This window comes from Jatrophihabitans sp. YIM 134969 (assembly GCF_054456675.1).
In genome coordinates this window covers 35,237-48,855 of sequence record NZ_JBTJEQ010000039.1, presented here as the reverse complement: position 1 = coordinate 48,855, position 13,619 = coordinate 35,237, and the positions used below count along the sequence as shown (strand labels likewise).

At 73.5% G+C, this 13,619-nt stretch carries 13 protein-coding genes; 4 read left to right on the top strand and 9 right to left on the bottom strand.

Annotation, left to right across the window (positions count from 1 at the left end):
• Positions 1-226 precede the first annotated feature (226 nt).
• The gene (locus ACXR2U_RS18130; protein ID WP_458826475.1) at positions 227-1,729 is read left to right on the top strand and encodes a DUF2079 domain-containing protein; all 1,503 of its coding nucleotides are present in this window, start codon (positions 227-229) and stop codon (positions 1,727-1,729) included.
• A gap of 70 nt (positions 1,730-1,799) precedes the next feature.
• On the opposite strand, the gene ACXR2U_RS18125 is transcribed toward ACXR2U_RS18130, so the two are convergent.
• Positions 1,800-3,440 (bottom strand): lamin tail domain-containing protein, encoded by a 1,641-nt coding sequence (locus ACXR2U_RS18125; RefSeq protein ID WP_458826474.1) that lies wholly within the window; start codon positions 3,438-3,440, stop codon positions 1,800-1,802.
• Positions 3,441-3,527: 87 nt separating this feature from the next.
• Between ACXR2U_RS18125 and sppA the strand changes: the two genes are divergently transcribed.
• Positions 3,528-5,174, top strand: a complete 1,647-nt coding sequence (sppA, locus tag ACXR2U_RS18120) for a signal peptide peptidase SppA (RefSeq protein WP_458826473.1) — start codon at positions 3,528-3,530, stop codon at positions 5,172-5,174.
• A 12-nt stretch (positions 5,175-5,186) separates the two neighbouring features.
• Here sppA and ACXR2U_RS18115 read toward each other — a convergent pair whose 3' ends face one another.
• Genes ACXR2U_RS18115 through ACXR2U_RS18095 form a run of 5 tightly spaced genes read right to left on the bottom strand, consistent with a single transcriptional unit; the run spans position 5,187 to position 10,095 of the window.
• Entirely contained in the window at positions 5,187-6,503 is a 1,317-nt protein-coding gene (locus ACXR2U_RS18115; RefSeq protein ID WP_458826472.1) for a mannitol dehydrogenase family protein, read from the bottom strand.
• Complete coding sequence (locus ACXR2U_RS18110; protein ID WP_458826471.1) at positions 6,500-7,747, bottom strand: alpha-amylase family glycosyl hydrolase; 1,248 nt, start codon at positions 7,745-7,747, stop codon at positions 6,500-6,502. The genes ACXR2U_RS18115 and ACXR2U_RS18110 overlap by 4 nt, the downstream gene beginning before the upstream one ends.
• The gene (locus tag ACXR2U_RS18105; protein WP_458826470.1) at positions 7,744-8,211 is read right to left on the bottom strand and encodes a vitamin K epoxide reductase family protein; all 468 of its coding nucleotides are present in this window, start codon (positions 8,209-8,211) and stop codon (positions 7,744-7,746) included. Before ACXR2U_RS18105 ends, ACXR2U_RS18110 begins: the two co-directional genes overlap by 4 nt.
• 10 nt (positions 8,212-8,221) lie before the next feature.
• Entirely contained in the window at positions 8,222-9,091 is an 870-nt protein-coding gene (locus ACXR2U_RS18100) for a DUF929 family protein (protein ID WP_458826469.1), read from the bottom strand.
• 20 nt (positions 9,092-9,111) lie between these two features.
• Positions 9,112-10,095 (bottom strand): EamA family transporter, encoded by a 984-nt coding sequence (locus ACXR2U_RS18095; protein WP_458826468.1) that lies wholly within the window; start codon positions 10,093-10,095, stop codon positions 9,112-9,114.
• A 91-nt stretch (positions 10,096-10,186) separates the two neighbouring features.
• Between ACXR2U_RS18095 and ACXR2U_RS18090 the strand changes: the two genes are divergently transcribed.
• Both ACXR2U_RS18090 and ACXR2U_RS18085 read left to right on the top strand, forming a co-directional pair.
• Positions 10,187-10,726: a CGNR zinc finger domain-containing protein gene (locus tag ACXR2U_RS18090; RefSeq protein ID WP_458826467.1), complete on the top strand. Its 540-nt coding sequence runs from the start codon at positions 10,187-10,189 to the stop codon at positions 10,724-10,726.
• Between the two features lie 56 nt (positions 10,727-10,782).
• The gene (locus ACXR2U_RS18085; RefSeq protein ID WP_458826466.1) at positions 10,783-11,271 is read left to right on the top strand and encodes a beta-class carbonic anhydrase; all 489 of its coding nucleotides are present in this window, start codon (positions 10,783-10,785) and stop codon (positions 11,269-11,271) included.
• On the opposite strand, the gene ACXR2U_RS18080 is transcribed toward ACXR2U_RS18085, so the two are convergent.
• The 3 genes from ACXR2U_RS18080 to cobA are packed head-to-tail and all read right to left on the bottom strand — an operon-like array spanning position 11,268 to position 13,584.
• Positions 11,268-11,741 carry an SRPBCC family protein gene (locus ACXR2U_RS18080; protein ID WP_458826465.1) on the bottom strand — a complete coding sequence of 158 codons (474 nt, stop codon included), beginning with the start codon at positions 11,739-11,741 and terminating at the stop codon, positions 11,268-11,270. The two genes, ACXR2U_RS18085 and ACXR2U_RS18080, sit on opposite strands and share 4 nt — an antisense overlap.
• Complete coding sequence (locus tag ACXR2U_RS18075; protein ID WP_458826464.1) at positions 11,738-12,367, bottom strand: pyridoxamine 5'-phosphate oxidase family protein; 630 nt, start codon at positions 12,365-12,367, stop codon at positions 11,738-11,740. The genes ACXR2U_RS18080 and ACXR2U_RS18075 overlap by 4 nt, the downstream gene beginning before the upstream one ends.
• On the bottom strand, positions 12,364-13,584 hold the full coding sequence (gene cobA / locus ACXR2U_RS18070) for a uroporphyrinogen-III C-methyltransferase (protein ID WP_458826463.1): 1,221 nt from the start codon (positions 13,582-13,584) through the stop codon (positions 12,364-12,366). Before cobA ends, ACXR2U_RS18075 begins: the two co-directional genes overlap by 4 nt.
• Between the last annotated feature and the right edge of the window lie 35 nt (positions 13,585-13,619).

Below are 13,619 nucleotides of genomic sequence, written 5' to 3'. Positions count from 1 at the left end.
GCGGCCCGGCGGTCCCGGCGGTCCCGGCCGCACCGGTCGACCCGAACGCGGTGCCGCCGTACCCGCCGAACGCGCCGTTCCCCGGCGGTCCGTTCCCGCCGCCGGGGCCGGCGCGCAACGGGCTCATCGCCGGGTGCGTCGCCGCCATCGGGCTGTGCTGCACCGGCCAGATGTGTTGCTCGAGTGAGTGGCAGGGCCCGTTCACCGGGCGCAACCACGAGGGTCTGTGCCACAAGTGCGACTGCTCCGGTTGCTGCGACTGTTCCGACTGCGCCTGCGACTGCTGCGACTGCGACTGCTGTTGAAGGTGCTCGACCGCGACCGACGGGACGGGATGACGGCCTGGGCACGCGGCACCAGACGGCGCCTGCGGGCCGTCGACGGCTGGGTGCCGCTGCTGACCGCCGTCCTCGTCGCGGCGCTCTACACCGCGACCTCGGTGCGGCGGCACCTGAACCTGCAGACCAGCGGGTTCGACCTCGGCATCTTCACCCAGGACGTGCGCAGCTGGGCCGAGGGGCGTTTCCCGCCGACGTCGACGTTGAAGGGGCCGGGCTTCGACCGGTTCGGTGACCACGTCTCCCCAATCCTCGCGGTGCTGGCGCCGGTCTACCGGGTGTTCCCGTCGCCGGTGACCCTGCTGGTCGTCCAGGCCCTGCTGCTCGCGGTCGCGGTGGTGCCGCTCATGCGGTTCGCCCACCGGCGGCTGGGAACGGCGCCGATGGTGGTGGTCGGCGCGGCGTTCGGGTTGTCGTGGGGCATCGCCAACGCCGCGAACTTCGAGTTCCACGAGGTGGCTTTCGCCGTCCCGATGCTGGCGTTCGCGTCGGTCGCCTACGCCGAACGGCGCGACGTCGCGGCCGTCGCCTGGGCCGCGCCGTTGGTGCTGGTCAAGGAGGACCTCGGCCTCACCCTCGCCGTGCTCGGCGTGCTCGTCGCCGTCCGTGGTCGACGGCGGCTGGGAGTCCTGACGGCGGTGGGTGGCGTCGCCGCCACCGCCGTCTCACTGCTGGTGATCATCCCGGCCGCGAACCCCTCGGGCCGCAACGACCACGACGGCTTCTTCGCGGGGTCGTTCGGCCACGACCTGCTCACCTCGCCCGGCCTCGACACCAAGCTGCTCACACTGCTGTGGCTGCTCGCGCCGACCGCGTTCCTCGCCGTGCGGTCGTCGGTGGTGTGGCTCGCGGTCCCCACGCTGCTGTGGCGTTTCGTCTCCGCCCACCCGCCGTTCTGGGGCACCCAGTACCACTACAGCGCCGTCCTGATGCCGGTGGTGTTCGTGGCCTTCGTCGACGCCCTCACCGGCGTGCGCGCCCGCGGCCGACCCGTCTGGTTGCCGCTGGCGGTGAGCGCGGCGGTGACGGTCGCGCTCGTCCCGTGGCAGTCGCTGGACCAGGCCCTGCACCCGGCGTTCTGGCGGACCAGCGCCGACACCGCCGCGGTGCACCGGCTGCTCGACCGGGTGCCGTCCGGCGTCACCGTCGCGGCCTCGAACGACCTCGCGGCGCAGCTGGCCGCCCGCGACGACGTCAGCCTCATCGGCCGGATCGACCTCGGCCCGACGGGACCGCGGTACGCGGTCGTCGACGTCGCACGGAACGCGTTCCCGCTCGACGGCGTGGACCAGGCCCGGGCGATCGTCGCCCGCGCGCTCACCGCCGGGTACCGGCAACTCGACGCCGCCGGCGGGGTCGTGCTGCTCACCCGCGACCCTCCCCCGAGTTGATCACGACGTTCGTGTCGTTGTTGCACTGCTGGTGACGACAGGAACGTCGTGATCAACTCCAGGTGGGGGATCAGGCAGCGTGGCGCCCCCGGCGGCGGTGCAGCCCGACGACGAGCAACGCCAGACCGAGGGTCACGGCGGCGGAGCCCACGCCGAGCGAGAGCCCGGTGTCGGCGCCGGTGGCCGCGAGCGGCGGTGTGCTGGCGTCGGTCGGGCCGCCGGAGCCGGAGATCGGCGCGGAGGGAGTCGTCGGTGGGGCGGGGACGCTGCAGGTGACCGCGCCCTGACGCAGGGCGTGGCCGTCGGTGTCGTCGTCCGCCCAGATCGCGGGCTTGCGGCCGTCGACGCAGAACGCGTCCGGCGCCAGGGCGAAGCCCTCGTCGTTGACGTCCGGGAGACCGGTCGGGCGGTCGTAGGCGACACGCGCGGCGAAGGTCCCGTCCTGCAGGGTCAGCAGCGTCTGCTGCCCCTCGCAGGTGTTGTCGCAGACCGCCCGCAGCTGGCCGCGCTCCGCGTCCCACTGCAACTCCATGACGGTCGGGAACCCGCTGCTGAACGAGGCGATCCGCGTGAACGCGGTGCCGGCCTCGTCGAGGGCGTAGGCGTAGACGTGGCCGTCGGCCTCGAGCCCGCCCAGGAACAGCCCGCCGAAGTGCGGACCGACGCTGCGGGGGTCGTAGGCGTGGACGGCACCGGGCGGGGTGCCGGTGAGCAGACCGCCGGCGACCAGCGCGGCGTCAGGCACGTACGTCAGGGCCTCGAAGCCGGAGTTCGGCTCGACGCTCGGCAGGTCGGTCGTCATGTCCCACTGGTCGGTGGCGACCAGCTCGGTGTCGCTGCCTGCGACGTCGAAACGCAGGATCGCGGGCTTGCTCACCTCGTCGTCGGCGTTGTCGCGTTCCGTCGACACGAACACGCCCCGGCTGCTGTCGCCGCCGACGAGGGTGACGCCCTCGCTGTCGGGTTCGCCGGTGCCGTCGGGGTAGCGCAGCTGCTTGCCGTGCGCCCACCCGTTCGCGGTGTCAGGGGTCCAGGTCGTGCCGTTCCACAGCAGCCGCCACAGCACGCCCGGGTCGTTCTGCACCGACCACAGCACGCTGTCGGCGAGCGAGGCGCCGGCCTCGAGGAACAGCCCGCTCTGGTCCTCGCCGAGCGTGCCCTCACCGTCGGCCACCGCGACCGTCTGCGGGCCGGGCCAGGCGACGGCGTCGGAGCGCACCGGCGGCAACGGCGCCGGCCCGCAGTCGTTGGCGGCGCCACGGGTGGCCGACGCCGTGACCGCGAACTCGCCTGTGCCGTCGGGGCAGCGACCCCACGACGTCGCAGCCTCGGTGGTCCACGTGAAGGAGTCGAGCAGCGTGGTGCCGTCGGCGGCGAACAGGCGGGCGGAGTCCGAGCCGCCGCCGAGCCCGAAGGGTGGGTCGGTGTCGAACGCGACGAACGCCCCGGGCGCGAGCGTCGTGTCGGCGGGCACGATCACCCGGTCGTGGTCGTCGTCGTCCAAGAGTTGATACCCGGAGATGTCGACGGCGGTCGCGCCGGTGTTGGTCAGCTCGATGTAGTCCGGGGTGTCGCCGCTGGTCTGCACCTCGTTCACCACGACCGTTCCGGTCGCTGCCGCCGCGGCGGGCGACGCGAGGCCGAGGCCCACCCCGCCGACACCCGCGACCAGCACTCCGACGACGAGCAGATGTGAGCGTTCGCGCAGCATGGGGTGAGCTTCTCGGGAGCAGATGAACCGGTGGTGAACGGCCGTCGACGCCGCGACGGCGGCTCGGCGCTGACTACCGTCGGATCCATGCCGTCCCTGCCGCGCCGCCCGCGGGTCGTCCTGGAACTCGACCTCACCGTCGCGCCCGTCGAGATCGAACCCGACGACCCGATCGGCCGGCTGCGCTCCCGCAGCCGGACCCGGCTGAAGCCGGTGCTGCGGGCGTTGCACGAAGCCGGCCGCGACCCCCGGGTGGTCGGGCTGGTGGTCAAGGTCGGCCGGTCGGCGTTGTCGTGGACGACCATGCAGGACCTGCGCCGCGGGGTGCTCGCGTTCCGCGGTTCGGGCAAGCCGACCGTGGCGTGGGCCGAGACGTTCGGCGACGGCGGCAACGGCACGGCCGACTACGTCCTGGCCAGCGCCTTCGAGCGGATCTGGCTGATGCCCGCGGGCGAACTCGCGCTGCTCGGCGTGGCGTCGGAGACCACGTTCCTGCGCGGCGCCCTGGACAAGCTCGGCGTCGAACCGCAACTGCACCAGCGCCGGGAGTACAAGAACGCCGCCGACCGGATCATGCGCACCGAGTTCACCCCGGCACACGAGGAGGCCGTCTCGGCGCTGACCGGGTCGATCTGGGCCGGGGCGGTCGAGGCGGTCGCCGACGGCCGGTCGTTGACGCCCGAGGAGGTGCGCGCCCTCGCCGACCGCGCCCCGCTCGCGGCGGACGACGCCCGCCGGGCCGGACTGGTCGACGCCCTCGGTCACCGCGACCAGGTCCTCGCCGACGTACGCGGGCGGGCCGGCCACGACGACGCCGCCCTGCTGTTCGCCGACCGCTGGTCGCCGCGCCGCACCCCGCGGCTGCCGCAGCGCCACCGTCGGGTGGTCGGGCTGGTCGAGGGCCACGGTGCGATCGTCTCCGGGCGCAGCCGGGGAGGCGCCGGTGGCGGGCGGATGGGCAGCGACACCGTCGCCGCCGCCCTGCGTGCAGCCCGCGAGGACGACGCGGTGGCCGCGGTGGTGTTCCGCGTCGACTCCCCCGGTGGCTCGGCCGTGGCCTCGGACGTCATCTGGCGTGAGGTGGTGCTGACCCGTGAGGCCGGCAAGCCGGTGGTGGTGTCGATGGGTGCGTTGGCGGCGTCGGGCGGCTACTACGTCGCGTGTCCGGCCGACGTGATCGTCGCCGAACCCGCCACGCTCACCGGGTCGATCGGGGTGTTCGGCGGGAAGGTCGTCGTGGCCGACCTGCTGGAGCGGCTCGGCCTCACGACCGGTGCAGTGAGCAACGGTGCCGCGTCACGCATGTTCTCCCCGCGCGTGCCGTTCTCGTCCGAGGAGGAACGCCGGATCGACGCGATGCTCGACCGGGTCTACGCCGAGTTCGTCGGCAAGGTCGCCGCCGGGCGCGGTATGACCGAGGAGGCCGTCGACGCCGTCGCCCGTGGGCGGGTGTGGTCGGGGATCGATGCCTCGGGCAACGGTCTGGTCGATGAGCTCGGTGGCCTGCGCGACGCCGTCGCACTCGCCCGCTCGCGGGCGGGTCTGCCGGCCGACGCCCCGGTCCGGGCCGCCCTGCACGTCCCGCCGATCGCCCGGCTCGGCCGCCCCCGGAGCAGCGAGGACCCGCGCGCCGTCACCGCCGGTCTCGGCACCGGCCCGCTCGACGACCTGCTCGCCGGCGTCGGTCTGTCCTCGCGGGCCGTCCTGCTCATGCCGGACATCCGCCTGCGCTGAGCCGCAGCGTCGTCAGGCGGCGGCGGCCTCGCCCGCCGCGGCGTCGGGGCCGTGGCGACGCAGGACGTCGAGCAAGTCCCCCACCCGGTCCGCGAACTCCGGCCGCGCGGCGAGTGTTGCACCCAGCAACGCCTGGTCGACCACCACGGCCCGGGCCAGGTCGGCGGCAGCGGCGTGGTCACGCGCCGCGGCGGCGACGGCCGCGGCCGCCGGGTCACTCGGCCGTTCCGACGCCACCAGCGCGTCCGGATCGGCCAGGCCGTGCAACCAGGCCGCGACGACCAGCGCCAGCAGATGCGGAACGCGCCCGCGGTCCAGGTGGTACGCCGCGGCCGCGGGGACCCGCTGGGTCAGCTTCACCGAGCCGTCGGCGGCGACCTGCGCGCAGCGGTGCCCGAGGGCAGCGTTGTCGAACCGGCGGGACAGCGCGGCGCGGTAGTCGGCGACGTCGAGTCGCTCGGGAACCCGCAGGGTCGGCAGGTACTCGTCACCGAGCGCGTCGGCGGCGGCCCGGACCGCCGGCGCACGGTGGGCCTCGGCGATGAGCCGGTCGCCGCGCAGCAGCCCGAGGTGGGCGAGCAGGCTGTGGACGCCGTTGAGCAGACGCACCTTGACCGTCTCCCACGCCTCGACGTCGTCGGTGACGATCGCACCGGCCCGTTCCCAGTCGGGACGCGGACCGGTGAAGCGCGGCTGCAGCACCCACTGCGAGAACGGCTCGGCGGGCACGGGGACGGCGTCGTCGAAGCCGCCCGAACGGGCGAGTTCGACGGTCTCGGCGGTGGTGGCCGGCACGATCCGGTCGACCATCGTCGAGGGGAAACCCACGGCGGCGTCGAGGAAGTCGGTGAAGGCGGTGTCACCGGCTGCGACGCCGCGCACCAGCGACTCCACGACCCGGCCGTTGCCCGCGAGGTTGTCGCAGCTCACGACCGTCACCGGGGTGCCGTGGGCCGCGCGCGCCCGCAGAGCCTCGACCAGGGTGAGCACCAGGTCGCCGGGGAAGCCGTCGGGCCCGAGCGCGTAGGCCTTCTCCGTGACGGTCATGGTCACCACCGCGGTGTCCGGATCGGCGATCCGTGCCACGACCGCGTCGCGGTCGTCGGCGAGCACCAACCCCCCGGTGACGACCTCGACCGGCTCGACCTCGACCCGGTCGCCGCCGATCACCACGACGTGGTAGCGGTACCCCTGGGCTCGCAGCGCGTCCACGACGTCCCGGCTGCGGTGCGCGACCCCGGTGATCTCCCAGCCGTCGCCGGCGTCGCGGGTGTAGACGGCCTGGTGGGCGCGGTGGAAGTTGCCGAGTCCGAGGTGGACGATCCTCACGCCCCGACCACCGCCCAGCCGTGGGGTGGAACGACGACGGTTGCACCCTGCACCGATGCCGCGCCGGCGAGCAGCTCGCCGGGCGCTTCCTGCGTGAAGGGCTCGTCGTCGAGGTTGAGCAGCACCCGGCAGCGGTCCCCCTCCCCCACCAGGTCGTACGCCAACGTCGTGTTGGTGAGGGTCACGACCTCGGTGCGGGCGCGGTGCCACCACGGGTGGCGGCGGCGCAGGCCGATCAGCTCCTGGGTCCGGGCGAGGGCCGCGGCCGCCTCCGGGTCCGGGTCACCGGGCGCCGGCGGGAAGGTGGGGCGGACGGCGTCGTCGCCGCCGAACCGTTCCTCCTTGACGCCGGTCGCGTCGTACTCGTCGCCGTAGTAGACGGCGGGTGTCCCGGCCACGGTGAACAGCACGACGTCGGCGTGGGCCCGGTGCCGCGGGTCGCCGACCTGCGAGGCGATCCGCGTGACGTCGTGGTTGCCGACGAACGTCCACGGCACGAAGGTCGGCAGCAGGTCGTCGTGGCGGCCGAGGGCGTACGCGAGTTCGAAGAAGTTCGCGTCGTGCAGGGCACTCCAGATCGCCTTCCACAGTTCGTACTGGGTGACGGAGTCGACTCCGGATCCCTCGACGAACGCGGGGTAGTCGCCGTGGATGACCTCGCCGACGACGTAGACGTCGGGGTGCGACTCGCGCACCTGCGGCAGCACCTGGGCCCAGAACGACGTGGGCACCGCGTACGCGGCGTCGAGGCGCCAGCCGTCGGCCCCGCGGTCGAGCCAGTGCCGCATCACGGCGACGACGTGTTCGACCACCGCGGGCGAGTCGTGGTCGAGCGCGACGAGGCCCTCGTGACCCTCGAACACCTCACCGTCGGCACGGACGTACTGCTCGTCGCGGTCGGCGACCCACCGGTGCTCGCGGCCGACGTGGTTGAACACGCCGTCGAGCAGCACCCGGAGGCCGCGGTCGTGGGCGGCGGCGACGAGCCGGTCGAATGCGGCATCGTCACCGAGGCGGGTGTCGACACGGAAGTGGTCGAGGGTGTCGTAACCGTGCGAGGTCGACTCGAACACGGGGCCGAGCGCGAGCCCCGAGGCGCCGAGGTCGATCGCGTGGTCGAGCCACGCGACCACCTGGTCGAGTCCGCCGTGCACCGACCGGTCGCCACCGGTGGTGTCGGCGCCGGTGAACCCCAGCGGGTAGACCTGCCACCAGACGGCGTGCGCGACCCAGTCCGCGGTCACCGCCGGCCCACACGGGTGTCGGCGGTCGACGGCGCGGACCGCTCGCTCTCCCGCCACCAGATCGTGGTGCCGAGCAGGACGAGTGTCAGCAGGTGCACCCCGGTGCACCACACGCACACCGCGTCGACGAGGAACAGCTCGACGTACACCAGCCACAGGACCATCAACGCGCCCACGACCGCGGCGGCGACGCGGAGGTCGGCGGCGAGCCGGCCGCCGAGCACCGACAGAGCCGTCATGCCCGTGAAGAACACCAGCCCGAGCACCGCGACCGGTACGCCCGCGATGACCGACCACGACGAGGTGGTGACCTTGACGCAGTCGAGCGCGCCGGTGGCGGGGCAGGCCAGGCTGGTCGACGAGCTGTAGTGCTCGACGGTGAGGTAGACCGACACGGCGAGGCCGAGCAGCGCGACCACCAGCGTGGTGCGGCCTGCGGCGGTGCCGGGCAGGGCGGGGGTCACCGGGCGTCCGTCACGAACCGAGCGACGACGCCGCGGCCGTCACACCCGACGACGTGCAGACGGCACCGGGCTGGCCGTCGGTGAGTTGGCACAACCGCGCGGTGTAGAGGTTCGCGGCGGCGAGGACGGCCTTGCCGATGTCGGTGTCCGGATCCTTGATCGCGGACGCGATCTCGGCGTGGGTCTTGCCCTTCAGCACGGTGGGGACGTAGCTCGACCCGCTCTGGACGAACTTCCCGCCCAGGTCCTGGAACGGGATGCTGCCGTCGGGGTCGAGCGACTGCAGCAGTGCCTCGTCGGACGACGGCAGGGTGTCGAGGGGCTTGTGCTCGCGGTCGGTGGTCTCGTAGCCGTCGAACACCAGGTAGTCGCTGACGTACGACGCGCCGTGGAACGACAGCGTGGCGGTGTCCGGGTAGACGTCGTCGGAGGCCGAGTTGGTCTGCGCGAGGTTGGTGAACGTGCCGAAACGCGCGAGCGAGGCGACGACGACCCAGCGTTCCGCCGCGCAGAACGGGCAGAACTCGCCGCCGACGTAGAGCACCCGGGGCTTGCCGTCGGAGGTGAGCGCGGAGCCGTCGACCGGGGTGGGCGCCTTGACGTCGCTCCCGGCTCCGACGGCGTCGAACGTCGCGGCCGGGATGCTCGTGACGGCGGAGACGACCGAGGCGGGCGCGGGGCCCGAGGCGATGACCCGGGAGTCGTCGCCGCCGCTGGTCACCTTCACCACCACGAACACCGCCACGACGACGACCACGAGGGCGATCGGCAGGAAGATGCGCAGCAGCAACCGGCGCCTCGCCTCCTGGCGCTGGCGTTCGGCGATCTCGCGGCGGCGGGCCTCCGCCCGGTCGCGGGCCTTCTGGTTGGTGGCGGCCATCTAGACGCACCCTGCAGAGCTCACCCGACCATGTAACCAGCCGGCGCTGTGAGCGCCTCGCGGCGTGCGACACGCGCCTTGCGCAGTTCGTCGACCCGGACGCACGCGGCGCCGCCGACGATGAGCACACCTCCGAGCAGCTGGACCGCGCCGGGCAGTTGTGCGAGGAACAGCCACGCGAACAGGACGGCGAACACGACCTCGGTGAGGCCGACGAAGGACGCGACCGTGGCGCCGAGTCGCCGCGCGGCCTCGATGCCCAGCAGGTACGCCAGGGCGGCCGCGACGACGGCGAGGCCGAGCACGGGCACCAGCCAACTCGTGCGGGTGCCTGCGAACGAGACCGTGCTCGAGCCGACGTGCATCCGCAGCACCCCGACCAGTCCGAGCAGGGCGAGGGTGACGGCGGCGACCACCATCCCGCCCCACACGGTCACGATCGGCGGCAACGGGTCGTCGGTGCGGGCCGACAGCACGAAGTAGGTGGCGAGGGCGACGGCGGCGACCAGCCCCCAGACGACACCCACGGGGTCGACCCGCTGGGCGCCGGTGAGGTCGAGGACCAGCACCAGGCCCCCGAGGGCCAGGGCGGTGCCACCGAGCGTCAGTGGCCGCGGAGCCTCGCGGGTGCGGGCCCAGACCCACCCGACGACCAGGACGGTGCCGAGGTACTCCAGCAGCAGCGCGACGCCGACCGAGAGGTGCTCGAGGGCGTTGAAGTAGCAGAGTTGGCAGCCGGCGACGCCGACCAGGCCGTAGGCGACGACCGCCCGCCAGGACGCCGCGAGCATGCGCCAGCGGCCGCGCAGGACGACCAGCGCCGGGATCGTGAGCACCAGGGCCGCCACGGTGATGCGGGCGGTGACGGCCGCGGCGGGGCTCCAGTCGGCGTCGATGAGGGCGGAGGCGAACACCCCCGCGGTCCCGAACGTGGCCGCGGACCCCAGCGCGAAGGCCAGGCCGCCGCGCGCGGCGGTGGCGGTCGGAGCCGGGGTGGCGGGCATACGGTGGTCCTCCCGATCGGGCGTGCCGTGCTGTAAGCGGTCAAGTCGACCGATGCCCCTGACGCTAGGGTGGCACCGGAAAGGAGTCAAGATGCTTTTCGCTCCTGACACGGAGATCGCGCTCGGTGGTGCCGTCGAACTGGTCAACAGCGCCCACGAGGACCCCGACGCCCTGTCCACCCTCGCCGACCTCGACCTCTTCTACGCGACCTTCGGGTGGACCGGCTCGCGGCGGCACGACGACACCGAACTCGCCGAGGTCCGGGCGCTGCGACCGCGCCTGGAGGCGATCTGGGACGCCGACGAGGACGCGGTCGTCCAGATCGTCAACGGCCTGCTGCGGGAGTACCACGCCCTGCCGCAGCTCATCCGGCACGACTACTGGCCGTACCACCTGCACGCCACCTCGCAGTCCGACCCGCTCGCGGTCCGGATGGCCGTCGAGGCGGCGATGGCGTTCGTCGACGTCGTGCGCAGCGGTGAGCTGGACCGGCTGTCGCGGTGCGCGGCTCCCGACTGCGAGGACGTGCTGGTGGACCTGTCGAAGAACCGCTCGCGCCGGTTCTGCGGGACCACCTGTGCGAACCGGGTGAACGTGGCGGCCTTCCGCGCCCGGAGGGCCGCGGGTTAAGGGACACGGTCGCGCCCGGAGGGCCGCAGGCTGAGCACGTCGGCGATACTGGCGCGGTGTCCGTGATCGATCACCTGGTCCACGCCAACGCCGAGTACGTCGAACGCTTCCCCGGCCCCCGGCCGACCCGGCCGAAGCTGCGGCTCGCCGTCCTCACCTGCATGGACTCCCGCCTGGACCTGTTCGGCGCGCTCGGTCTCGAGATCGGCGACGCCCACCTGATCCGCAACGCGGGTGGCCTGCCGACCGACGACGCCCTGCGCTCGTTGGCCATCTCCCAACGGGCGCTCGGCACCCGCGAGATCGTCGTCATGCACCACACCCGGTGCGGCATGGAGGGCTTCGACGACGCCGCCTTCCGTGAGACCCTCGCGACCGAGTCCGGCGAGCGCCCCACGTGGGACGTCCCGGGGTTCGACGACCCCGCGGAGAAGATGCGCAACTCCCTCGCACGCGTCCGCGCCTGCGGCTGGCTCCCCCACCGTGACGACGTCCGCGGCTTCGTCTTCGACGTCGACACCGCCGCGATGATCGAGGTCGGCTAGGAGCTCTCGATCCCGAGGTGCTGCTGGAGGTTCCTGCTGAACCGGTCGCCGGTGCGGTCCATCATCGCCTTCATGACCCCGCGCACGGCGAGGCCGGACGCGCGGGGCAACGGCAGGTCGACGCTGTAGGTCAACCCGATCGACAGCTGGGTGCCCTCGCCACGGGGCTCGAGCCGGTACCAGCCCTCCGCGCCGGTGCGTTCCCGGGTCCCCGCGGGCGGCGCGTGGTGGAAGTCGATGCGCGACTCCGGCGTGAACTGCATGGCCTCGGTGAAGAACGGCTCGATCGAGACACCGAGGGCGGCGATACGCACCATCTCCCACCGCCAGGTGTCGCCGTCGGCGGTGATCGCGCGCAGCAGCGGGGTCAACTGCGGCAACAGGTCGGGGTCGGTGAGCACGGCCCAGATCGCCGACCGGGGCGCCGCCACGAACGCCTCGTCCCTGGTGGTGTGACGGAAGACCGTCACGCGCGGTACAGACCGTCGGCGTAGCTCGGCCCGTAGTAGGCCTCGAGTTCCTCGATCGGGTCGTCGGGACGCTCGACGGCCTTGGAGATCTGCGCGCGGCTGGGCATCGCGTCCGGCCGCCAGGTGTCGGGCTGCCAGAGCTTCGAACGCAGGAAAGCCTTCTGGCAGTGGTAGAAGACCTCGTCGACGTCGACGACCAGCGCGAGCACCGGCCGGTGACCCGCCACCGTCATCCGGTCGAACCAGGGAGCGTCGCGGACGATCCGCGCCCGCCCGTTCACCCGCAGGGTGTCGCTGCGCCCCGGGATGAGGAACAGCAGCCCGACGTGGGGGTTGCTCAGCACGTTGACGAACCCGTCGCCGCGCTTGTTGCCGGGGCGCTCGGGGATGACGACCGTGCGCTCGTCGAGCACCGTCGCGATGCCGTCCGGGTCGCCCTTGGGCGAGACGTCGCCACGGCCGTCGGCGTCGCTGGTGCCGACCAGCACGAACGGGGAGTGCGCGAGCCACTCGACGTCGAGCGGGTCGAGCACGGTGCGGACCTTGTCGCGCGCCCGCTCGTTCGGGATGCCGAGCACCTCACGCAGTTCGTCCTCGGTGGTGATCTCGACGGTGGCGTCGGTCACGAGCTCTCCTCCTCCTGTCGCGCGGCGGTGGCCACGACGTCCACGACCGGTCCCACGACCACGATCGCCGGCGCGCCGATCCCCGCCGCCGCGACGGCGGCGGGCAGGTCGGCCAGTTCGGCCCGCACGACCCGCTCCCCCGGCAACGTTGCACGGTGCACCACCGCGGCCGGTGTGCGGGGTGAGCGGCCGTGCCGGATCAGTTCCTTGGCGATGAGGTCGAGGCGGTCCATCCCCATGAGCACGACCAGGGTCGAGCCGGACGTGCCGAGGGCGGGCCAGTCGAGGCCGGCGTCGGCGGGGCGGCCGGGGTCGAGGTGGGCCGAGACGATGGTGACGTCGGTGGCGACCCCGCGGTGCGTGACGGGGATGCCCGCGGCGGCCGGGCCGGCGAAGGCGGAGCTGACGCCGGGGACCACGGTGACGTCGACGCCCGCCGCGGTGCAGGCGATGAGTTCCTCGCCGCCGCGACCGAACAGGAACGGGTCGCCGCCCTTGAGCCGGACCACCCGCTGACCCGCCCGCGCCCGGTCGACGAGCAGGGCGTTGATCTCGGCCTGGGTGAGGTTGTGACGGTGGGCGGACTTGCCGGCGTCGACGATCTCGACGCCCGGCGGCAGACCCTCGAGCAGACCGGTCGGCGCGAGCCGGTCGGTGACCACGACGTCGGCCTCGGCCAGCAGTCGACGACCGCGCACCGTGATGAGTTCGGGGTCCCCCGGCCCGCCGCCCACCAGGGACACGTGACCCCGGCGCGCCGCCCGCACCGGTCGGGTCGGCAGGGTGCCGAGGTCGACGGCGGTGGTGACCGCGCCGAGCAGCGTCACGGCGCGCCGCGGGTCGTCGCCGCCGGAGACGGCCACCGTGACCTCACCGCGGGTCACGCTCGCCGCGACCCGGGCGGTCCCGCCGGTGGCGTCGTCGGCGCGGACGCAGAAGATCCGCCGGTCGTCGCAGGCCGCCGCGATCCGCTCCTGCACCGCGGGATCGTCGGTGGCGGCGACTACGAGCCAGGCGTCGTCGAGGTCGGGGGCGACGAACGTGCGCGCGTGGTGCACCACGGCCGCGGGGAGGACCGCGTGGACCTCGGGCGCGACCACCTCGACCAGCGCGCCGGCCTCGACCAGCGTGTGGGCGCGTCGGGCGCCTACCGGGCCGGCGCCGACCACGAGCACGCGCCGCCCGGCGAGGTCGACGAACAGCGGCAGCCCGGTCACGCACCCATCATCCCGGAGCACGCGACCGCGATCGG